The organism is Pseudoalteromonas sp. SG43-7 (assembly GCF_014164295.1).
GTDB lineage: Bacteria > Pseudomonadota > Gammaproteobacteria > Enterobacterales > Alteromonadaceae > Pseudoalteromonas > Pseudoalteromonas rhizosphaerae.
Window position 1 is genome coordinate 17,502 of sequence record NZ_JACJEY010000037.1, and the last position, 22,176, is coordinate 39,677.

General features: G+C 37.9%; 22 protein-coding genes. 12 read left to right on the forward strand and 10 right to left on the reverse strand.

The window, feature by feature from the left end:
• Positions 1-3: 3 nt before the first annotated feature.
• The 3 genes from ggt to H5200_RS15805 all read left to right on the forward strand — a co-directional run bounded on the left by ggt (position 4) and on the right by H5200_RS15805 (position 4,490).
• Entirely contained in the window at positions 4-1,797 is a 1,794-nt protein-coding gene (gene ggt / locus H5200_RS15795) for a gamma-glutamyltransferase (RefSeq protein WP_182761819.1), read from the forward strand.
• Positions 1,798-1,958: 161 nt separating this feature from the next.
• Complete coding sequence (locus H5200_RS15800) at positions 1,959-3,653, forward strand: NAD-dependent malic enzyme (protein ID WP_182718850.1); 1,695 nt, start codon at positions 1,959-1,961, stop codon at positions 3,651-3,653.
• Positions 3,654-3,779: 126 nt separating this feature from the next.
• Positions 3,780-4,490, forward strand: a complete 711-nt coding sequence (locus H5200_RS15805; protein WP_182740524.1) for an SIMPL domain-containing protein — start codon at positions 3,780-3,782, stop codon at positions 4,488-4,490.
• 8 nt (positions 4,491-4,498) lie between these two features.
• Here H5200_RS15805 and H5200_RS15810 read toward each other — a convergent pair whose 3' ends face one another.
• The gene (locus H5200_RS15810) at positions 4,499-5,848 is read right to left on the reverse strand and encodes a DUF2254 domain-containing protein (protein ID WP_182740523.1); all 1,350 of its coding nucleotides are present in this window, start codon (positions 5,846-5,848) and stop codon (positions 4,499-4,501) included.
• A gap of 363 nt (positions 5,849-6,211) precedes the next feature.
• On the opposite strand from H5200_RS15810, the gene H5200_RS15815 reads away from it, so the two are divergent.
• The 3 genes from H5200_RS15815 (at position 6,212) to H5200_RS15825 (ending at position 7,893) form a co-directional block, all read left to right on the forward strand.
• Positions 6,212-6,586, forward strand: coding sequence for an MAPEG family protein (locus tag H5200_RS15815; protein ID WP_182718847.1), 375 nt, complete (start codon positions 6,212-6,214; stop codon positions 6,584-6,586).
• A complete protein-coding gene (locus H5200_RS15820) occupies positions 6,587-7,219 on the forward strand; it encodes a sulfotransferase family protein (protein WP_182718846.1) in 633 nt (210 codons plus the stop codon).
• Positions 7,220-7,320: 101 nt separating this feature from the next.
• Complete coding sequence (locus tag H5200_RS15825; RefSeq protein ID WP_149981156.1) at positions 7,321-7,893, forward strand: tRNA-(ms[2]io[6]A)-hydroxylase; 573 nt, start codon at positions 7,321-7,323, stop codon at positions 7,891-7,893.
• Positions 7,894-7,946: 53 nt separating this feature from the next.
• On the opposite strand, the gene H5200_RS15830 is transcribed toward H5200_RS15825, so the two are convergent.
• The 8 genes from H5200_RS15830 to H5200_RS15865 form a co-directional block, all read right to left on the reverse strand.
• Positions 7,947-8,654, reverse strand: coding sequence for a metallophosphoesterase (locus H5200_RS15830; RefSeq protein ID WP_182761820.1), 708 nt, complete (start codon positions 8,652-8,654; stop codon positions 7,947-7,949).
• Between the two features lie 610 nt (positions 8,655-9,264).
• On the reverse strand, positions 9,265-10,614 hold the full coding sequence (locus tag H5200_RS15835) for a zonular occludens toxin domain-containing protein (protein WP_182761821.1): 1,350 nt from the start codon (positions 10,612-10,614) through the stop codon (positions 9,265-9,267).
• Complete coding sequence (locus H5200_RS15840; RefSeq protein WP_182761822.1) at positions 10,611-10,922, reverse strand: DUF2523 family protein; 312 nt, start codon at positions 10,920-10,922, stop codon at positions 10,611-10,613. The genes H5200_RS15835 and H5200_RS15840 overlap by 4 nt, the downstream gene beginning before the upstream one ends.
• 1 nt (position 10,923) lies before the next feature.
• Positions 10,924-12,366, reverse strand: coding sequence for a hypothetical protein (locus tag H5200_RS15845; RefSeq protein WP_182761823.1), 1,443 nt, complete (start codon positions 12,364-12,366; stop codon positions 10,924-10,926).
• A gap of 85 nt (positions 12,367-12,451) precedes the next feature.
• Complete coding sequence (locus tag H5200_RS15850) at positions 12,452-12,676, reverse strand: hypothetical protein (protein ID WP_182761824.1); 225 nt, start codon at positions 12,674-12,676, stop codon at positions 12,452-12,454.
• Positions 12,677-12,894: 218 nt separating this feature from the next.
• Positions 12,895-13,242, reverse strand: a complete 348-nt coding sequence (locus H5200_RS15855; protein ID WP_182761825.1) for a DUF1293 family protein — start codon at positions 13,240-13,242, stop codon at positions 12,895-12,897.
• Between the two features lie 161 nt (positions 13,243-13,403).
• A complete protein-coding gene (locus H5200_RS15860) occupies positions 13,404-14,564 on the reverse strand; it encodes a replication initiation factor domain-containing protein (protein WP_182761826.1) in 1,161 nt (386 codons plus the stop codon).
• Complete coding sequence (locus H5200_RS15865) at positions 14,561-14,752, reverse strand: hypothetical protein (RefSeq protein ID WP_182761827.1); 192 nt, start codon at positions 14,750-14,752, stop codon at positions 14,561-14,563. The genes H5200_RS15860 and H5200_RS15865 overlap by 4 nt, the downstream gene beginning before the upstream one ends.
• Before the next feature lie 143 nt (positions 14,753-14,895).
• Between H5200_RS15865 and H5200_RS15870 the strand changes: the two genes are divergently transcribed.
• From H5200_RS15870 to H5200_RS15895, 6 genes are all read left to right on the forward strand, one after another.
• Positions 14,896-15,249: a helix-turn-helix transcriptional regulator gene (locus H5200_RS15870; protein ID WP_182761828.1), complete on the forward strand. Its 354-nt coding sequence runs from the start codon at positions 14,896-14,898 to the stop codon at positions 15,247-15,249.
• A 705-nt stretch (positions 15,250-15,954) separates the two neighbouring features.
• The gene (locus H5200_RS15875) at positions 15,955-16,335 is read left to right on the forward strand and encodes a response regulator (protein ID WP_145233960.1); all 381 of its coding nucleotides are present in this window, start codon (positions 15,955-15,957) and stop codon (positions 16,333-16,335) included.
• A 27-nt stretch (positions 16,336-16,362) separates the two neighbouring features.
• On the forward strand, positions 16,363-17,268 hold the full coding sequence (locus H5200_RS15880) for a MoxR family ATPase (protein ID WP_182761829.1): 906 nt from the start codon (positions 16,363-16,365) through the stop codon (positions 17,266-17,268).
• Between the two features lie 168 nt (positions 17,269-17,436).
• On the forward strand, positions 17,437-18,264 hold the full coding sequence (locus tag H5200_RS15885; RefSeq protein WP_182718843.1) for a DUF58 domain-containing protein: 828 nt from the start codon (positions 17,437-17,439) through the stop codon (positions 18,262-18,264).
• Positions 18,251-20,248 carry a DUF3488 and transglutaminase-like domain-containing protein gene (locus H5200_RS15890; RefSeq protein ID WP_182761830.1) on the forward strand — a complete coding sequence of 666 codons (1,998 nt, stop codon included), beginning with the start codon at positions 18,251-18,253 and terminating at the stop codon, positions 20,246-20,248. Before H5200_RS15885 ends, H5200_RS15890 begins: the two co-directional genes overlap by 14 nt.
• On the forward strand, positions 20,245-21,567 hold the full coding sequence (locus H5200_RS15895; RefSeq protein WP_182740520.1) for a Na+/H+ antiporter family protein: 1,323 nt from the start codon (positions 20,245-20,247) through the stop codon (positions 21,565-21,567). Before H5200_RS15890 ends, H5200_RS15895 begins: the two co-directional genes overlap by 4 nt.
• Before the next feature lie 174 nt (positions 21,568-21,741).
• Here the strand turns inward: H5200_RS15895 and H5200_RS15900 are convergent, their stop codons facing one another.
• A complete protein-coding gene (locus tag H5200_RS15900) occupies positions 21,742-22,173 on the reverse strand; it encodes an acyl-CoA thioesterase (RefSeq protein ID WP_064666260.1) in 432 nt (143 codons plus the stop codon).
• Positions 22,174-22,176 lie beyond the last annotated feature (3 nt).

The window sequence follows — 22,176 nt, forward strand, 5'->3', positions numbered from 1 at the left end:
TTTATGTTTTTACCTTTTAAAACCAGCGTCGTCTTTAGTTTAACTCTTCTCACTTTACCTGTTTTAGCCACTCAAACACCACGAGAAGTACGCGAGCCAGAAGCCGCCACTGGCCATCAACTTAAGCAACATGTCACCGGTCAGCAGTATATGGTTGCTGCGGCAAACCCCTATGCTGCTAAAGCAGGACAAACCATACTCGCTAAGGGCGGCAGTGCAGTCGATGCTGCCATTGCAACGCAATTAGTCTTGACCTTGGTCGAGCCGCAATCATCAGGAATTGGTGGTGGGACTTTTATGCTGTATTTTGACAAAGGTCATAATAAGCTAACCAGCTTTGATGGCCGCGAAACAGCGCCAAGTAATGCTGACGAAACATTGTTTTTAGATGAAAAAGGTAACGCGGCACCTTGGATTGAAGCAGTGGTTGGCGGCCGTTCAGTGGGTGTACCTGGTTTATTGCATGCCTTCTCTAAAGCGCATCAACAATATGGCAAACTTGCATGGGCGGAACTGTTTAAACCGGCCATAGAACTTGCTGAACAAGGATTTGTAGTATCGCCGCGTTTACATGCTTTATTAGCCAAACAAATAAATCCTGGGGTGACAACACTTCCAGTGATCCGTGATTATTTTTTTCCAGATGGTAAACCGCTTGCTGTTGGTACTGTTAAAACGAACCAACCACTTGCTGAAGTTTACAAAAAAATCGCCAGTAAAGGCATTGATGCTTTTTATAAAGGCGATAACGCTAAGAAAATGGTTGCTGCGGTCACTCATTCTATTGTTGCGCCAGGCACTTTAGCATTAACCGATCTAGCTAATTATCAAAGTAAACAACGTGACGCAGTTTGCACCCCGTACCATAGCTATAAAGTATGTTCTATGGCACCACCGAGCAGTGGCGGAGTCGCGGTGTTACAAATTCTCGCTTTGCTTGAAGATAAGAACATGGGTCAATTTAAAGCTAATTCGGCACAAGCCCTGCATTATTTTAGCCAAGCATCGCGACTCGCTTTTGCGGATCGTAATGTGTATATGGGCGACCCCGATTTTGCAGATATTCCTACTAATGAGCTACTCGATAAACGCTATATCGAGCAACGGACAAAATTAATAAGTGAGCGAGACGAAAAAGCCTATGCAGGGCAGCCTCGTCCATTACTAAGTTACGCACAAGATGATGCGTATGAATTGCCATCTACTACCCATGTATCTATTGTCGACAGTGAAGGGAACGCGGTATCAATGACCAGCTCAATAGAAATGGCGTTTGGTTCAACGGTTATGGTGAACGGTTATATATTAAACAACCAATTAACCGACTTTGCCTTGTCGCCGCGCAAAAACGGCAAATTATTAGCCAACCGTGTTGAAGCAGGTAAACGTCCGCGCAGCTCAATGTCACCGGTGATGGTGTTTAATAACGATGGCAGTTTACGCTTAGTGGTCGGCTCACCTGGCGGTAGCCGAATTATCGACTATGTCGCGCAAGTGGTTATTGGCGTACTAGATTGGCAACTAACTGCTCAACAAGCCATTGACTTGCCAAGAATTACTAATCGTAATAATAATTACACTAGTATTGAAAAAGGCACCGCTATCGAGGCGATTATTCCTGATTTACAAAAGCGGGGTCATACAGTAAAAGTGGTCGATTTAAACTCTGGCTTGCATGCGGTTGAAGTCGTCAATGGCACTTTATTTGGTGCCGCAGATCCTCGCCGCGAAGGGATCGCTTTAAGTGAGCAAAGTATTGTTCTTAAAGAGCACGAAATGCCAGTGAATAAGCCTTAATTGACATCGTGATTTAATGTACAATCTACTTTTACGTGTGTGTTAAGCACACACGTCTTATTTTCTCCTAATGGTCTGACAAGATTGAATATCATTGCTTTTTAATATTCAACAGTAATAATGACAGATCGTAACTTAAAGACTTCGTTAAGCTTGGACTTATGACTACAAATACTGACCCAAATTATCTTTATATTCATCACTCAGGCCCTGGTCTGATCGAAACGCCACTCTTAAATAAAGGCAGTGCATTTACTCAAAAAGAGCGTGAAAGTTTCAACCTTGCGGGATTACTGCCTCCACGCTATGAAACGATTGAAGAGCAGGTTGAACGTTGTTATCAACAATATTCAAGTTTTAAAGACAACCTAAATAAACACATTTATTTACGCGCCATCCAAGATAACAACGAAACACTTTACTACCGTTTAGTGCGTGACCATCTTGAAGAAATGTTGCCTATTATTTACACCCCAACCGTGGGTGATGCCTGTGAAAAATTCTCAGATATTTATCGTAGCGCGCGCGGTTTATTTATCTCTTATGAAGATCGTTATCAAATCGATGATATTTTACGTAATGCGACCAAAGGCAAAGTAAAAGTTATCGTTGTTACCGATGGTGAACGTATTCTTGGTTTAGGCGACCAAGGTATTGGTGGCATGGGTATTCCAATTGGTAAACTATCACTTTATACCGCCTGTGGTGGTATAAGCCCAGCCTATACGCTACCGGTTATGCTTGATGTAGGAACGAATAACGAAAAGTTATTAAACGATCCTATGTATATGGGTGCTCGCCATAAACGTATTGCACAAGATGAATACGATGAATTTTTAGATCTATTTATTAAAGCCGTTAAGCGTCGTTGGCCAAATGTGTTATTACAATTTGAAGACTTTGCACAGCCTAATGCGATGCCTTTATTAAAACGCTACCGTGATGAAATTTGCAGTTTTAATGATGATATTCAAGGCACAGCAGCGGTTACAGTTGGTTCGTTGCTTGCTGCATGTCGTGTGAAGAATGAACAATTATCAGAACAAAAAGTAGTGTTTGTAGGCGCAGGCTCCGCAGGTTGTGGTATTGCCGAGCAAATCATTACGCAAATGGTGTCGGAAGGTATTTCTGACGAACAAGCTCGCAGCCAAGTTTTCATGGTTGATCGTTTTGGTTTGTTAACTCAAGGTATGGAAGGACTGCGCGACTTCCAGCAAGCACTTGCTCAACCTACAGATAAATTAGCTGATTGGACATACAGCGGTGAATACGCATCATTGCTAGATGTGATGCACTGCACAGCTCCTGATATTCTCATTGGTGTATCAGGGCAACCTGGTTTATTTACTGAGCAAGTTATTCGCGCCATGCATAATGGATGCGAACAGCCCGTTATTTTCCCGTTAAGTAATCCATCTAAGCAAGTTGAAGCACTGCCGGAAGATGTGATCAATTGGACACAAGGCAAAGCGATTGTTGCAACTGGCAGCCCATTTGCACCGGTTGTTTATGACGGTGAAACATTTGTAATCCCACAATGTAATAACAGCTATATTTTCCCTGGTATTGGTTTAGGTGTCATTGCGGCGAAGGCCACCCGTATTACTGATGCAATGCTCATGGTGTCGAGTGAAATATTGGCAGAATCATCACCTCGAGCTAATACCGGTAAAGGGAGTTTATTACCTGCACTAACAGAAATTGAAACACTGAGTAAACGCATTGCTTTTGGGGTGGCTAAAAAAGCCATCGAAGAGGGGGCTGCACTTGAGATCAGCGATGATATGTTATGGGCGGCAATTGACAGAAATTACTGGTTACCAAAATACCGTAATTACAAACGTTGTAGTATCTAAGTGATCACTGCTGATTAACTAGTAAATTATCTAGAAACAGGCTTCGGCCTGTTTTTTTATGCTTGTTCATTTTAAATTAACCGCGTACGGTATCTAATAACGTTATTAAAACTATTAAGGATATGTATGCGTTATTTACCATTGTTAGCCGCGACTCTAAGTTTCAATGTATTTGCAGCCAGTACACCAGATGCCCCACACATTTATATTCAAGGCCAAGCGCAAATCTCCACTATTGCCGATAATGTAAAGTTAGGCGTTGCAATTGTTGAAGTTGATAAGGACTTGATGAGCGCTAAACAAAAAGCTGATCAAACTATGGCTAAAGCGATTAAATTAGCAAAGCAGCAGGGGATTGATGAAAAAAGTATTTATGGTTCACAAATCTCAATTAACCGAGAAAATCAATACAACCGTGAAACAGGTAAACAAGACTTTATTGGTTACCGAGTTAGTCGCACACTTTCACTCACACTGACGGATGTAACAAAATATCCATTACTGCTGCAAAGTTTAGTGAACGCAGGCATTAATGAAATAAATCAAACTGAGTTCACATCGAGTCGTTACGAGTCATTGCAAAAGAAAGTGCAAAAAATGGCAATTGCAGATGCAAAATCAGCGGCAAAAGAATTTGCAGCTGAATACGACGTAGAACTCAAAGGTTTGTATAGTGCTTCAAATGCCCCTATGAACGTATCAGCTCAACCTTACATGCGTGCTGAAAAAACCATGCTGTCAGACAGTAATTCAGGCAATTTCGTACCTGATGCCTATCATGCTGGCGAAATCACAATTTCAGCAGACAGTTATGCAATTTATTTAATTAAAAATTAACACTCAACTCATTGGTGGCGAAATTTCGCCACCAATTTATCTCCCATTTCAGGGGAGATCCTCGCGATAGCATTAAGCATATTAATTATTTGGTCGCGATCATACTGATTACTAATATTCTCATTTACATCATCGATAATAGCATCTAAATAAGTAAATAGACTCTGCGCTGCTTTACTGTTCTGGTGGGTTCTGAACAAAATGTTTTTGAACGCTTCGAGTACATTATTCATCACATAACCATCACTTTTTGCATAGTTGCGGATTGGCGTGAAGTTATCATGCAATAATTCATCAAATGATGTTTCATGGAAATATAACAGTGGCTGTTTATCATCACTATGTTTTAAAGAGTAATTAACGTTATATATGCTTAATCGATCAATGAGTAAAATACTGAGCATATCGATCGCCTTTACCGCAGTACCAGGATCGTTAATACCCGGGCTCATCGCTTTCACTGCAATCTCTGAAATCTGTGTCATTCCAAACCTATAATTGTCACTTACATATTCTTCGATATAAAAAATAAAGCAATTAAGTAGATCTTCAAGGAGTTGCACGTTATCAGATAAATCATGATTACATTTTAAAAACGGATAGCCTTCAACAGTAAAAAAACCCTGCTTAACTACAACATAAATTTTTATATCATGTTGTTGGCAAAGGGCACATAGTTTATCGCTATTCACGCCTTTAAAGTAACCTTCTGTTTTACTTGAAATACTCGACCAATCGTCAAAGTTAGGAAATACATCGATAGGGTTATCTTTTTGCATGCTAATAATCGATTTCAATTCATTTTTAGTATTCTTATATAAGTCGTTTAATACGTTATCGACTTGAATAGCCCTTGAAATTGAATGGATGAAAAATACAAAAAAGCCTAACGATATCAGGCCAAAAACAAGTGAAAAAAGTATGCCCAATGAAGGAATTCCTATTTCACCATTATCCATAGTACGGATGTTGATCAGCATAACGATTGAAAAAATAATACTGCCGAGATAAAAACCCAAAACAAGTTGATGTGATTTACGCGTTATAAGCCCCGGTAATACTCTTGGTGATAGACTTGCGCTGGCACTATTTAGTACCACCATAACCATAGAAAAACTAAAAACAGTTAGCGAAATAATACTACCCGTTAATGTACTTAGAATCGTTCGTGCATTTTCTTCGCTATCAACCAATAGTACCTCAAGCAGCGACTTAAGCTCCATAACAAAAGAGGTGTACTCTGTTGTGGTAACAAGTACTGCAAACAATAAAAATATCACCGATAATAACGATGGATAGAAACCAATACTACTGACTAATTCTCGGTAATTATCGGCAAATTTTCGCGGAGTAAACATATATGAACCCTAAGATGACTTAGTTGTTGCACCAACAACAGCTAGTTTATGCAGTAAGCTTAACAACAAACTTTGTTGCAGGTCTAATTATTAATAGTAACAGTGCCAATAGGAACGTATTTTTTGTCCGCTGCAGGTTTAAAATCTATAATATATGGGCTTCTAATCGCGGGCGGTAAGATGTTGTTACTTTATTTATATTTCATCATGATTAATCGGATAAATAGTAAACGCCATTGATACTGTACTGGTTGATTATCATTTGTTATTTAAATAACAATAGTTGTATAGTACTACCAATAATTAGGGAGACTTGGTAATACACAAGTTTTTATAAACACTTAGATAAAAATTAGGTTTATTGTGATTGTATCTTTATATGCTGCTTTATTAGCACTTTTTTATATTTATTTAACGATGAACGTAGTTAAAGTTCGTCGAGCTGAACGAATTTCACTTGGTGATGGTGGTAATCAACAACTGCAATGCGCCATGCGCGCGCATGGTAATTTTATTGAGTATGTTCCTCTTGCAATTATTTTATTGTTTTTAGTCGAGTATCAAGGTTTAGCCAGTCATTATTGCCACGCATTTGGGGCAGCATTACTGATAGGGCGCGTATTTCATAATTTGGGTATTGTCGATAAAAATCTCCGCTATCGCCAAATTGGCGCGCTAACAACCTTCTTAATAATAGTGTTAAATGCGTTTATCTTATTACTTACACGCCTTTATTAAATGTCAGAGAGAATCTTTATAATTGGCCTACCTCGTACGGGCACAACCAGTGTATGCCATGCATTTTTACAACTTGGTTTTAGTTGTGCCCATACAGCCTATACCAAGCAATGTTTTAACCAAGCGCAAGTGATCGCTGACACCCCAATTTTTAATGATTACGAATATTTAGATTCACTTTATCCAGGTGCTAAATTTATCTATTTAGAGCGAGAAGCAGATAAATGGCTGCCTTCAATTCGCCAATTATTACTGAGAATGCACACCAACTTGATGCGAGCGGATGGGGGGTTCAACCCTCATATTAAGCGTTGTTATCTGCATACCTTTGGCCGTTTTTCTGTTGATGAGTTACACAGTGATGCCTATTTGCAACAATGCTATGAGCAACACAAAAGTGCTGCGCATAACTATTTTGCTAAGCGAACAGCTGACTTTTTATCAATAGATATCGCCCATCCAAACAGTTTTAATCAGCTTTGTGATTTTTTGCAATTACAAACTGAACTGACAGAGTTTGAAAAAATGAATATTGGTGGCAAAGTAACAGCTTGGAATGCAGTAAAACATCCACTAAAAGTTGCTTCAACAGCAAATGGTAAAATCGATAAATATCTATACCCATCGTCTTGATAGGAAGTAACTACTCAAGGTGATTAAAAATTATTGCTGTAACAAGATTTTGTAGTTCAATTGCGTTAAAATCTCGCCATTAGTTTTTAGGTAAAATATTTATGTTCGAATTAAAATACCACACTCCATTTGCATGGACCGAAGCTGTGATGGCAGACTTTGACACCTTTTTACAAGATCATGCCGCTGCAGAAAAAAAAGCATCCGGTATGGCTATGTCGATGTTGTCGCATTATCCAGATCGCCGCAAGCTTGTAAAAGCAATGACAGATTTAGCACTGGAAGAAATGATCCACTTTAAACAAGTATTAAAGCTACTGCTTGATCGTGATGTTAACTTAGGCAACGACCAAAAAGATCCCTACGTGAAACAAATTCGCGCGATTTTTAGAAATGGCCGCGACGAGTTCTTAATGGATAGATTATTAGTCGGTGCCGTAATTGAGGCGAGGGGACACGAGCGTTTCTCTTTAGTTGCACAAGCATTACCAATCGGCAAAGAAAAAGATTTTTATGTGGCAATAGCTAAATCGGAAGAAAAACATAAGAACTTATTTGTCGAGCTGGCTTATGAATATTTTGATAAAAATGAGGTCGATGCACGATTAGAAGAAATTCTTATCGCTGAAGCTGAAATATGTAAAAACATTCCATTTACTGCAGCGCTGCATTAAACATATGGGCACTAGCTGGTAATTTTATTTATCTAGTGCCTAACTGTAAGTTACTAACTTATCAACGTTTTAAAATTTTTGATTAATTCACTTAACTCAACAATTGTAGGGCTCCCGCCTAAATAATTGGTATCAATATGGTACGTATTGTCGATCCAATATGGCTTAGCGGTTGCGTTATGTCCATGAATAGAGAACAGCACGCCAAGGTTTTGAACCAGTTTTTTACTCTGCGTTATTTGTCTATCCCATAATAAGTCACTGATCAGTTGAGCATTTACTTTCATAGGTTGCTGCCAATCCCAACATGTAGCTAAAGTATGCGACAAACCAATTTTTTCGCCTTGGTAGTTCAATAAAATTGATAGTGGGCATGATATTAATTTATTACAGGCATTTAGTAGGCTATTTTTATCACTATGTTTGTGCCATAGACCGCCATTTTTTATCCATAAGTCATACGCTTGTTGATCTTTAGCAAGTGCCTCGAGCATCATATGCTCATGGTTACCCAAGACCATATAGACACCCAACTGTGAAAAGGTATCTAACAACTTTAAACTATCATTGCCACGGTCGATAACATCACCTAATGAAATTAGTACATCAGCGTGCGGATCAAAACTTACTGAATGGATGGCTTGTAGAAATTTATTATAATCAGCATCTAAATCACCAATCACAAACACACGTTTATCAGCCGGAATATCAATAACTTTATTAGGGGACGCATACCGTATTTTATTCGTGCTAATTCCCATCAAAACAAATTACTCCTGTGATTTTACTAATTCTTCATACGCTAACATTGTAGCTATGTAAGCTAAAACAATTTATAAATAAGCGAAGTGTTTACTGGTCATAAATAATCAAGCCGTAGTTCTCGCTTAAAAAGTCGCTACCAGATAGTCAGCAATAAAAAACGCATCTTACGCTAGGGCACTTGCCTGTGAATATACTAAACGAGCTGTCACGTACAATTGAGCAAATACACGAACGAATGATCGTAGAGCTAGGACCATAGTTCAACCATATAGTTGTGTGTAAATGAGCAATGCTCAAAGTCAGCTAATATAAAACAGATTTAAAGTGCGCTTAGAATCAAAGTTAAACGACCAGCCTTAACAATTAGTTATGTGTGAGTTAGGTATTTGAAATTGATGTAACTGATTTAATCTAAATTTGCATGCAAGTAGGGAAAATAGCGTTTATTTATCACGGTAATTAGGTTGTTACTTATAAAACTCACTCTATTTAACATAATATAAATTATAGGCTATCAATTAATTATCTAAGCTGGGGTGTGTTTATATGGGTGTTAAGTCCAATACTGAATAGTATCGGACTTAAGTAGTTGATTTTACTGGTGTTTTAGAATTGAGCTAGATATATATTTTTACCAGCAAATTTAAGGATTGGCAAATTCTCATTAAGATAAATGTAATAGCCCAATTTCTCTAAGTAGTTTGAGCTTAACATAATCGTTTCTGGTTCTGTAAATTCCTCAGTACGTGATTGTTGGTTTTCTTCATCACCACTAATTATGGTTTTTTGTTTCTCGACTTCTTTGCCGGTAACGCAATTTATATAGTGTTCAACAGTAACAACGCCGTTTTTCTTTTTAAGCTCATAACCACCATATTCGTAATCTTGGCAAATTTCATTTAATGGATGCTCAAACTTTTGTGGCTTATAGGTTAGATCTAATAGATCCTTTTTTGCTGGTTGGTTATTGGATTTTGTAACTTCCTTAATTTCTGGCTTAGATTCTGGTTTAAGCTCAGGTTCGTCAGTACCAATGATGCCAAGACTGGTTAACAAGGAATAAAACACAAATATAAATAACGGGATGGCCAGCAAGAAAATAATAGCTTTAGGTGGTAACTTAAATTTTGCGGTATGTTCATCAGCAGACCAATAAACACCATAAAAATTAGCGTCACGTTTTACCATTGTTGTTGCGCATTTTTCTAAGTCACCAGAATAATCAGTGCTGAACTGTTTATCTCGCTGGTACCTGGTGATGGCCGCCCCGCCCATTGGTCTAAAATAATGAACGTGCATACCCGTACATTTTTGAATTACGTTATCTAAAAACGTGTAATGCTGGGTAACTAAATGTATATCTACACCGCTATGCCTGTGCTTTTGAAATTGGGTGTAATGGTATGGCCGTTTAGCACTATTTGCCATTGGCGGAAAATAATCTTGGCACTCGTCAAATAACGCAATTGAGCCATTAGGTAAATTAGGCCAGTCGGTTGGGTCATTTGTATGCGTCCAGTGATAATTTAAAAGCTTAATTGATTCGATTGTTGGATTTTCTGATTCTTCCAAAAATACATCTAAGCCCTTAAGGTTCGCTTTTGGATAACACTTACGACACCAGCCAACAAACAAATCAATAACTGACCGTTCATCGTAAAGCTTGTAATTAGGGGCTAACCAAGGAACATCACCAATTTCAATTAATCGGTTTTGAGCGTGAACATCTTTAATGATTTTAGAATAGCGCCCTACTTTATTGGTTGATTGTATTGATGGGTAGTACTGGCCGTAAAAGAAACCTTGAAAACTGTTACAGAAATCTAAATCCAAAAGAAACGCTTTTATGTTGTTATAAAATTTTTGTTTCTGAGTAACGGCTGGGTCATTACAAATTTCTTTAAGAGAATTTAAAGTTTTCCCTGCGCCTGGCACTCCAGTTCTTAAATAAATCATGGCGCAGACCTCACACCTAATTTAGTGACTGAGCCAGCGCTTGTTAAACCGCGAATGGTTAAGGCAGCAGCGTAAGAACCTAGCATAATGCCGAAAGCAATATCAGTTTTTGCATATTTCAAAACAGCAATAATTTCTATCGGTAATGATGATGCAGTTGTTGCGATATATTGGTAAACATAATCAACACCGAAAGAACCTAATTCATACGTTACATAACCAAAACCTAGACCAACGAGAACCTTGGATATTAACGTGGGTAGCAAAGCGGCTAAGCTTGCAAAAAATGCTTGTATTAATACTGGCATGTTAAATTGCTCCTGAAATTATTTTTGCACTGTGCATCAAAGCACCTATAACCAATAAACCTGATATACCCTGAAATAAAAGGATAAACGCTTGAAAACTTAAGCAGATAGATTTGCCATTTGTTAGAACAATACATTTTTCAGATGGAAGCTCGGCATTGGGCAACCAGTCATCATATTTATCGGCATATTGTTCTAAATTGATTGTTTCCTGTGATATTTCAGCACCCTCAATTGGAACACAGTCAGATGCAGAACCTTCACAATCACCCTCACCTGTTCCATTACCGTTACCATTACCACCGCCACCGCCACCACCAACATCAAGGCCATTTACGGCATCAATTAATTGATTGTATTTTGAAACAGTAACAGCGTGTAAGCGTTCATCTTGACTAGTTTGCAAAAGGATAGACGTATCAACACTTTCCATAATGTTTAATATTGCTTGAGTGTTTTTGGTATCAGCATCTATTTTTTTATTGTGAAGTTCGTTGTCGTTATCGATTATTTTGTTAGAGCTGTTTTCGATTTGAGTTTCAACATTTTTTAAATTACAGGCAGCATCACCATCGGCGCAGGTTTCTTTAGGTTTTTCTGGCGTATCATCTTCCCCCACTTTTGAATCATCATTATTGTGTGGGTCTTTTTCTGGCGTTGTAGGGTTAGAATTAGGGCAGCTCATAATATCAATTTCACCATTGGTAGCTACAGAACAACCATCAGTGTCACCTTCATCGGCCAGTTTTTTATTATCATAGGGTTTATCACCACAGGCCACGCCTTGACTAGTACCAACAGCATACTTTTCAGAACTGATTTGCTCAGCATTAACAGAATATGCACACCCATCATTGCAATACATGCCACCACCAGAAAACGGAACGCCGCCCGTCATAGGTGTTGATGCTAGGTTTTCACCAGTACCAGCAGAAGGACATTCTTTTGGAACACATTCAGTAGAACCAAGCGCTTTAGAAACTGCTTTACTGTGATAGCCAGCAGGACAGTCAGGTAAATTATTTGGGTCATAACAAAGGTTCTCATCTATTTTTTGTGTAAAAGTAGGGTTTCCTTCTGGTGGGCATTCATAACTTAATGATTGAGGAACATAATATCCATAGGTTGAAAACACAAAATCAGAACCATTAAAACCACAATTGCTACAGCCAATTTCCCACTTTATCGCAGAATCGCCTGAAGGAGCTGTAAAATTAACCTCATCTTCATAATGTTGAAAATGTGGGTCATCATATTTTGAAGGAGGTTTTGCCACTTTATCTTTACAATCCCCTTTTGAAGTCTCAAATGGAGAATTAGAAGAAAAGTAACAAAGCCCTCTAGAAATTTCCTTAGCTGGAACAGTTTCTCTATCATCCAAGCTGGGAGCAGCAGAAACAAAAAAAGCGCTCATAAGCGCCAATAAAAATATTAGTAATCGCATAGGAGCGCCTTATTTTAATCATCGAAAAGTATATAAAGTGCTAAGAGTCCGGAGACAATTAGCACTGTGTCTAATGTGATGAACATTAGCTAAAAGCAGTACCTTTAAGCCATTTCCAGCCGATAGCAACAAACGCAGCGGTAAGCATTACGCCACCAATTAAGTTTGCATTATCAGTAAAGAAACCTTGGAAGCTAGTAGTTGCAGCAGTAACTTCAGCAGACGCTTCAGCAAGTGCAGAACCAGAAACAACAGTTGCAGCAACTAACAAACCTGCTTTTAATTTTTTAGATACAAGTAAATTTTTCATGGTTATATTCCTTAATTTAAAAAACCATTTTTCTTAATTTCTTCCACCCATAACAGGTAAGAAGAACAACGATGATTGACGGGAGCACTTCATTTTGAAATGTCTCGTAATCTAGCGGAACTGGAAGCGGGTTATGAACTACTTCCAATTCCACCGGACACTGTTTTTCGACAGGTTCAACGGGGCAAATTACGATATATTCGTAACTGGCCATATGACTACCCGCCTAGGCTTGTTTTAAAGTGAGCCTTTAAATCTTGGTCAACTGGGATAAGTTCAACGACTTCATTATCAAAAGTTTGGTCATTGAATGAGAACTTAAGCTCATAAGCTTTATCAGCAACAAAGGCTAGTGAATCAATTAATGCGTGAGCATATTTTGTATTAATCACAATTGGCTCTTTGCCGAATGGAGTAGCCGTAGTTTTACCCGTTGCTTTACGATGAAATTTAGGTGAATTAACCGAGTCAAAAGGATATAAAACCTCTAACGTTGCTTTTTCAACATCTGGATTTTTTGACTCAGGAAATTTAGTAATACCGATACCAGCGATAACAATAGCCATGTTAATGACTCCTTAATTTAAGATTTTAAATTTTGCACCTGAGCAATCAGGGCAAGTTAATTTTCGAAGTTTATAATCAGGAATTAATTGACCATGAACCCCAATAAAATTACATTTTTTGTTCAAACATTTAATTGGTTGCATATCACAATAGATATTCATTAAGCAGCCCTTAATTGTTCAGTTAATAGTTGTTTGTAAGTGTTAGGTATATCCAACGATTTACCCGTTATGTATTTATCAGGAACGAGCAAACCTAAAAGCGTTTGAATATCCCCTTCTGTAATTTCGAAAATATCTGATAGCGCTTTACCACACATACGCCTAACCCATTTCACTCTACTGGCTAAATCGGTAGCGGCCGTTGTTGCTCTTGGAGAACTTGACGTGTGAACCCCATCGGTATTAATCATTTGTTGTGAAAAATCACAGATACCCGCAAAGGTAGAATCAGGGTCTAAAAGTGAATCGACAGACCATTTTTTCAATTCAACCTCATTGCGATACCAGATAAGGTCAGGTTCGTTAATGCCCTGCTCTAATTTTTTGTTATAGATGCGCCAATAAACCGGACTTGTACGTTTACCGATGGTGGTCATTTCAACATCATAAACACCTTCGACAGTGAAAGAGTGACGCGGTGCCATAGTTGGATTAGGGCCGCCCTTTTTACGTGCAAATGCTTTTTGAAAAAAGTTGGTTTCAGCATTTTTGCAATTAAAAACATCGTCGTAACAGTCGCGAGCAATATCAATACGGGCTAAGTAACTAATACTTAAAACTTTAGATAACCAGTGATGAAGAACGAAAGGTGTGGTGTGTGACCATAAGTGTTTGCAGCCTTCACCAGAAATCTGAAAATAAGCGGTATCACGTTGACCACCAATGCCAACAAAACCAATGTGTGTGCCTTCCTGAGTCAATAAGTTGAGTGAATTTTGATACCCGTGAAAGCCTTTATCACGCGGAGCTGAAAGCTCAAAACCTAAAACAACACTGGCAAACGCACGTAGTGAGCGGTAATAAAAATCTGACTTTGCATCATTAACACGTTGTTTTTGAACATCAATCGCATGTAAAACTTCTGCGTGAGTTAAGCCTTCTGTTTTTAATTCTTGCTTAATGTTTGGGAACTCAGGAAAAAGCGTTTGGCTATCTACGGTCGAACCAATAGACGGTGAACGTCTTAAATGGCGTAAGTCAGCAAGCGGAAAGCTAAAAGATAAATGGTCAATAATGGTCTGATTAGCTTCATGTTTTTTAAAGCGTTCAAGGCGGTTATTGATTAGTTGCGTAGCACGGTCAGTGTATTGATAGTTCATATTACACCCTGCTCTACTAATTGACGGTAGTTAGCATCAGTAATTTCAACTGTGGGGCAATCGTATTCATGAGCAACCCATGCACGAAAACGATACATATTATCGAAATAATCATACATGCGAACACCATCCAAATCGTAAGTGACTTGAACCCCCGCCTGTTTATTATTTTCGTAATATATTTTCAAAACAGCTATCCTTAAAAACATGTCAAGAAACTGAATAGTAACTTAATTGGTTACTTTATAATTAACATTCAAATAACTGTCAATAACTTTTTTAGTTACTAGTTAGTTACCATATTGGAAAGACAAAAAAATCAGGGTGTATAATGATTGAAATCAACAAATTAGAAATAATCATGAAAGAGAACATAAAAAAGTTTAGAAAATTAAAAAACTGGTCAACTGGTAATCTTTCTGATGAATCAGGAATAAATGAAGGCCAGATAAAGAGATATGAGGCAGGAAGCTCTAAGCCATCATTAGATCTTTTATTAAAGTTGTGTACCGCATTAGACGTAACACCGAATGAAATATTGGGCTTAGGAACTAGGAACAAAGACCAAGATTTAGACATATTGATGTTAGCAATAGATAAATTTACAGATGACGAAAAAGAAGTGACTAAAGAAGTTTTAAGGGCATTAATACTAAAACATAGCGCAAGTAAATATTCTAAGTGATAACTAAACAAGTAGCCCTTTAGAAATAAGACTAGTCTGTATTTTTAACTGGTTAAGTCCGAAAGCATAGGTTTAGATGGGAGTTATACCCCGTAATACAATTACGGGGTTTTTTTGGATTGTTCCCAGCAAAGGCAGTGAGGGTCTCGGAACTCGCCCTTCTCTCTGCCTTTTGCTGCTGGGGACTAGTTAAAGATTTTTTTGGTTTATCAGAGGGGCGAATTAAATTAGGTTTTATTAACTGGCAATGTGCAGCCAATAGATTTTCAATGTCGGTTAGCTGGTTTGGGTTTCCGCTTCGCTACCGGCTGTCGCCAAGTTAAATTTAACGTAGGTTCTTTGCTTCAACTCTCCAGTGGTACGTAATAATTGATTTTAATTATTACGTAACCTTACTTTTTGTATGGTCATTGATGAGCCTATAATTGCCATTATGTTACGTGCCCTATCGGGTCGGCCTGTGCTGCGCTATTTTACAGGCCGCAAACACTCAACATAACGCCTCGTACAAATTATAGGTTATTAATTAATTATCTAAGCTGGGGTGTGTTTATATAGGTGTTAAGTCCAATACTAGACGGTATCGGACTTAGTGGTGGTTTATTTCAATAATACAGTTTAATTCGAGTATCTTTCTTGAGCTTCATTATCGCTTAGCATAGTATTAAAAATACAATTTAAGCTGTATCACAAGAAGTAAACAATATGGAATTTGTGCGCCCGTTAGAACCAATCCTAATAATTGATGATGTTCAAGATATACGTGACTACTTAAATCAGATCTTAACTGAGTTAGGTTTTGAAGATATTCTTGAAAGCAGAGATTTTGAATCGGCTAAAACGTTGATTGATGAAAAATCCCCGAATGTTATCTTTCTCGATATTGAACTGCCCGATACCGATGGTACAGAAATTCTTGAATACTTAAATGACAATTACCCACATACACATGTTGTCATGTGCTCTGGCCATAACAGCCTCGAAAATGTTCAAAATACTTGGGAACTAGGTGCTAAAGGTTTTATTGCAAAACCATTTAATGCTAAAAAAGTTGATACGGTCATGAAACGCCTCGAACTTATTTAATGTAATTTATCAACCTACAAGGTTACTATGCAACAGACCGTACAAGCGATCATTGATGATTTATCTCAGGTTATTTTTGGCAAACCGCAACAAATAAAACTAGCGTTAACCTGCTTGTTGAGCCAAGGTCATTTATTAATTGAAGATTTGCCTGGTATGGGTAAAACCACTTTATCACATGCACTTGCTGCGGTATTAGGTTTATCATATCAACGAGTGCAATTTACCAGTGATTTATTACCCTCAGACATACTGGGCTCAAGTATTTTTAATGCCAATGAGCATAAATTTACTTTTCATAAAGGGCCTATCTTCAGTCAAGTTGTTTTAGCGGACGAAATAAATCGCGCAGGTCCAAAAACACAAAGCGCTTTATTAGAGGCAATGGAAGAAAACCAAGTTACTATGGATGGTGATAAACATGCCCTACCAACACCATTTTTTGTTATAGCAACCCAAAATCCTTTATATCAATCAGGCACTTATCCTTTACCTGAATCTCAATTAGACCGTTTTTTTATGCGTATTAGTTTGGGTTTTCCACCTAAAGAAGCTGAAAGTAAACTCATTTTAGGCCAACATAATCGTGATTATGCACACTTACCTGTACGTATCGATACACAACAATTAATTGAAATACAAAATAAAGTAAGTGCTGTTATGTTAAGTGAACCGGTTGTTGATTATATTTTGGCGCTTGTATCTGCTACCCGAAATAACAGCCAATTTGCTAATGCATTATCTCCACGGGCCAGTATTGCAGTTGGCAAAGCCGCGAAAGCATGGGCGTTTATTGATGGTCGTGACTTTGTTACCCCGGATGATGTACAAACTATTTTTGCTAGTGTTAGCGAACATCGTTTAGGTCTGCAGCATGATGTTAGCTCACAACAGATCAAACAATTAATAAATACTGTTGATGTGCCACTTTAAGGTATGAACAATAAAACAGGAAAGCGCCCTACTTTTTGGTTTCAGTTTAAAGCTAAGGTTTTCAAGCTATTACTAAGAAATAAACATAATACCGAACATCTTACCTTAACGCATAACACAATATATGTTTTGCCATCAAAATTGGGCGTGAGCTTTTTAGTGGTTACTATGCTTAATTTTATATTAGGCATTAATTATCAGAATAATCTGATTTTAGCGATGGCTTATTTAATGCTTGTAGTAATGATATTTTCGCTACTTATGGGTTATAGCAATCTTAAAGGATTAAAAATTGATTATAAAAATCATATAGCTAGCTATGCTCCCTGCTCTGCATTATTAGAGCTGCAACTAAAAACCGAAAAAAAATGTCAATCATTGCAGTTTATTTATGAAAATAAAACCCTCACAACCGTTGATGAAATAACCAGTCAAAAGCAAATAGTTAATTTAGATTTAGGATTAAAAGAACGTGGTGAATACCCCTTGCGCCGATTAAAAATAATCAGCAAGTACCCGTTTGGATTAGTATCAGTATGGAGCTACATGCAATTAGCACATACGGTATTTGTCTACCCGCAACAACTCAAACCATTGCATGAAGCTAGTTTGCAAAATAACCACAACACTGATGATGGCCTGCATAAAAACAGCCATGGTAGTGATGAATTTGATGGTTTAAATATTCATCAAACTGGTATGAATATGAAACGAATATCATGGAAACATTACGCAAAAACTCAGCAATTAATGGTAAAAGAGTTTGTAAATTATTCAGCCCAAAGTGTTGTTTTTGATTTTAATCAGTTACAAGGAAATACCGAATCCCGCCTACAACAATTAAGCTATTTAGTCACTCAGGCTTACTCACAAGGCGTTAGTTATGGCCTGCAATTAGAAGCAGGACTATACGCGATCAGTGATACCAAAGAACATTGTAAACAGTGTTTAGAAGCACTAAGCCGTTTTGCAAAGGATGAAAATGAAAGTCACTGATAATTTAACCGCGATCAATTTGTCGTTATCTATTGTTTATATTTTAGTGCTGAGTTTTATTTTTACTGAGTTACCTCCTCTATTTAATACATTATTAGCTAGTTTGTGTATTTGGAATCTAGCCGTTACCTTATTGAAAAGAAATAAACCCAATGCCATATTAGCAAATACTTTGGCCGGTTTGAGTCTATTGATCTTGTTTTATGACGTAGGTTTTAGCGATACGGTGACTTTATTTGTTGCGATGCTGATCCTCTCTAGCTTATTTAAATTACTGCAAGCCAATACAAAAAAGCATTATCAAACTATCATTTTGTTAAGTTTTTTTAGTCTCTCAACAGTATATCTATTTTCTCAGAGCTTATTTGCTACGCTAGTAATTAGCATGATGTATATTTTAAATTTTGCGCTTTTAGCGCTGATTGAATCTAAACATAGTTTAAAAATTGCAGCTAAAGACAGCTGCAAACTTTTGTTGTTAGCACTACCTTTAGCGATATTTTTATTATTATTGTTACCGAAACTTCCCGCATTTTGGCAATTACCGGGGCCAAAACTCGCTAAAACCGGTTTGTCAGAAAGTGTTGATCCATTTGATATAGCCAAACTGTCTAATTCAGATGAGTTAGTATTTCGAGCTAAATTTGATCAACAAAAGCCATCTGCCCCCTATTACTGGCGAGCGATTATACATGATGAGTTTGATGGGAAACGCTGGTTAATATCGGACATTTTAAAAAGCCAGCAAGTAATTGACCAAATCACCTCAGCTGAACGTGGTGAACCATTATATAGTTATCAAATTTTTGCAGAGCCTGGCGCTAAGCCTTGGCTTTATGGTTTACAGTTTGCCGACTCGGCCCATCAAGATGTAAAAACAACCAGCAATGGATTACTACTGCGGAAACGTTTTTTAGCTAATAGTATCAGCTATACAGCCCAGAGTTATGCTTTTAGCTTGGCTGAACTCTCTCGCTCTGCACACTATCAAAACGTGCAGCTTAGTTTATTAGCTAAAGAGACTAATTTACAGTCGCAGTCTTTAGCTAAACGTCTGTATGAACTACATAATAACGATGATCAGGCTTTTTATTTAGCACTGTATGACTACTTTGCCAATAATAACTTTAGCTATACCTTAACGCCGGATCCAATTACCGGTAACAACACCCTTGACCAGTTTTTATTTGCTAATAAACGTGGTTTTTGTGGCCATTATGCCAGCACGGCTGCATTTATGTTTAGAAGTGTTGGTATTCCTGCCCGCGTTGTTTCGGGGTACTTAGGTGGTGAGTATAATCAACAAAATAGTTATATGAGCATCTATCAATATGATGCCCATGCATGGGTTGAAGTATTTATAAAAAATAAAGGTTGGCAAATTTTTGATGCAACTGCGGTTGTTTCACCTGAACGATTAAACGGATCTTTATCACAGCACTTGCAGCTTAATAGCGAATTTACTAGCAACTTGAGTTTTGGCTTATTACGATTGAGTAATATTGCTGGTATTAACTGGTTAAGGCTTAAGCTTGAAAATCTTGATTACCAATGGACAAATTGGGTGTTAGGTTTTGACCAGCAAAAGCAATCTTCCCTGCTAAAAGAATTATTCGGTAATAAACAGCTTTGGCAAATTTCACTGATCGTGATAGCAACCGTATGTTTAGCCTTTATTTGTTACTTTGTGTATTTGTCTTGGCCTAAAAAGCCAGAATCGCCAGCGCATTCACTCGCAAAAGACTACCTTACTGTTGTGCGTTGGTGTAATAAGCAAGGTATTTCTGCACCGTCAAATCAAACGCCGCTGCAATTTTTAGCATATGCAGCTCAACAGCTGCCTAACAAGCGGACATATATCATGCAATTTGCGCAATTATACTCCGATGTGCGTTATCGCCAGCTAATATTTAGCGCTTATCGTAAAAAACACAGTAAAAATCTGGTAAAATTAATTAAAACAACAACTAAGAGAACTCTATGAATGCAGTCGTGATTGGCGTTATTTTAATGCTTGGCCTTACTTTAGCCCGCGTTAATGTAATTGTTGCTATGACTTTAAGTGCTTTAGTCGCCGGTTTAACCGCCGGACTTAGCTTAAACGATACCCTAAACGCATTTAACGCAGGCCTCTCTGGCGGAGCTGAGATCGCTCTAAGCTATGCAATGCTAGGCGCATTCGCTGTTGCGATTTCAAAATCAGGCTTAACGCGCATTTTAGCTGCAAAACTACTCGCTAAAGTAAATAACAATAGTAGTAATAGCGAAACGAATTTAAGCTATTTTATTTTACTGATAATTTTAGTGTGTGCAATTTCATCGCAGAACCTAGTCCCAGTTCATATAGCTTTTATACCAATTTTGATACCCCCGCTACTGGTTATATTTAATAAACTAAGGTTAGATCGACGTGCTATTGCCTGTATTTTAACGTTTGGTCTAGCAACCTCATATATGGTTTTACCCTATGGCTTTGGTGGAATTTATTTATACTCGATTTTACATAAAAACTTAGTGGAAAATGGCTTAGATATCATTAATACCCAAGTACCTATGGCGATGATCATTCCTGCCTGTGGCATGTTAGTTGGGTTAATTGTAGCTGTGTTTATCAGTTATAGAAAACGTCGGGATTATCAGCATGATGAACATCAAGAGCACGCAACTAATGTGGTTGTAGAACAACCTAAAAAAGTATTGTTAGTCGGTATTACAGCGGTATTAGCCTCTTTAGCAGCACAAAATGTCAGTGGTTCAATGATTTTAGGTGGCTTAGTTGGGGTGATGATTTTTAGTTTGTTTGGCGTAGTTAAGTGGGAGCAAAATAGCGACGTATTTAGTAAAGGCGTAGCAATGATGGCAATGATTGGATTTATAATGATCTCAGCTCAAGGGTTTGCCTCTGTAATGAAAGCGACAGGCGATGTGACTAGCTTAGTACAAAGCGCCGCATTGATTATTGATGGCAACAAACCTTTGGCAGCTGCACTAATTTTATTAGTTGGTTTAATGATCACCATGGGGATTGGCAGCTCATTTTCCACAGTGCCAATAATAGCAACCTTGTTTGTGCCACTGTGCTTAGAGCTTAACTTTTCAATGATGGCAACCGCAGCTTTAGTGGGAACCGCAGGTGCTTTAGGCGATGCTGGCTCCCCTGCTTCCGATTCAACCTTAGGACCAACTTCCGGCTTAAACGCTGACGGTCAGCATGATCATATATGGGATTCAGTTGTGCCTACTTTTATCCACTTTAATATTCCATTACTAATATTTGGCTGGATAGCCGCTATGGTGCTTTAATACCTTGAATGTGAGTAACCAAGCAGAGAATAGATTAAGCCCCCTACTTGGTTACTCAATTATTGTTTTAACGCAGATGCTAAAGATATAAAATAGTGCAATATAGTATGATGTGTTCTTTTTATAAAGCAAAGAAAGCACCATAAAAGTGCTTTCTTAACTTAACAACTCGGTTTAAAAACCATAAATCATCTTATCGCATACAACCGGCGTAGGTCTGTGATTGTCATCGACCGCAACGAATGTAAAACTCCCAGTAATTGCCGAGTGTTTATCATCCCTGTGCATTGTTTCTAAGAATATTTCAACGTCTACTCTTAAACTTGTATTGCCTACATGCACAACTTTTGAGATCAATTCAGCGAAGGTTCCAGCTGGAATAGCTTCTTTAAAATCAACTCTATCTGATGAAATGGTTACCAATGGTTTACGGCAAAAGCGCGTTGCAGCAATAAATGCAACTTCGTCCATCCATGCCAATGCATCACCACCAAACAAGGTATTGTGGTGATTAGTGCGCCCAGGAAATACTGTTTTTGTGACCGAAGTCGTTGAGTCTTTAATACGCTGAGCAATTATTTCTTCACGGTTTACTTGAGTTGTCATGTT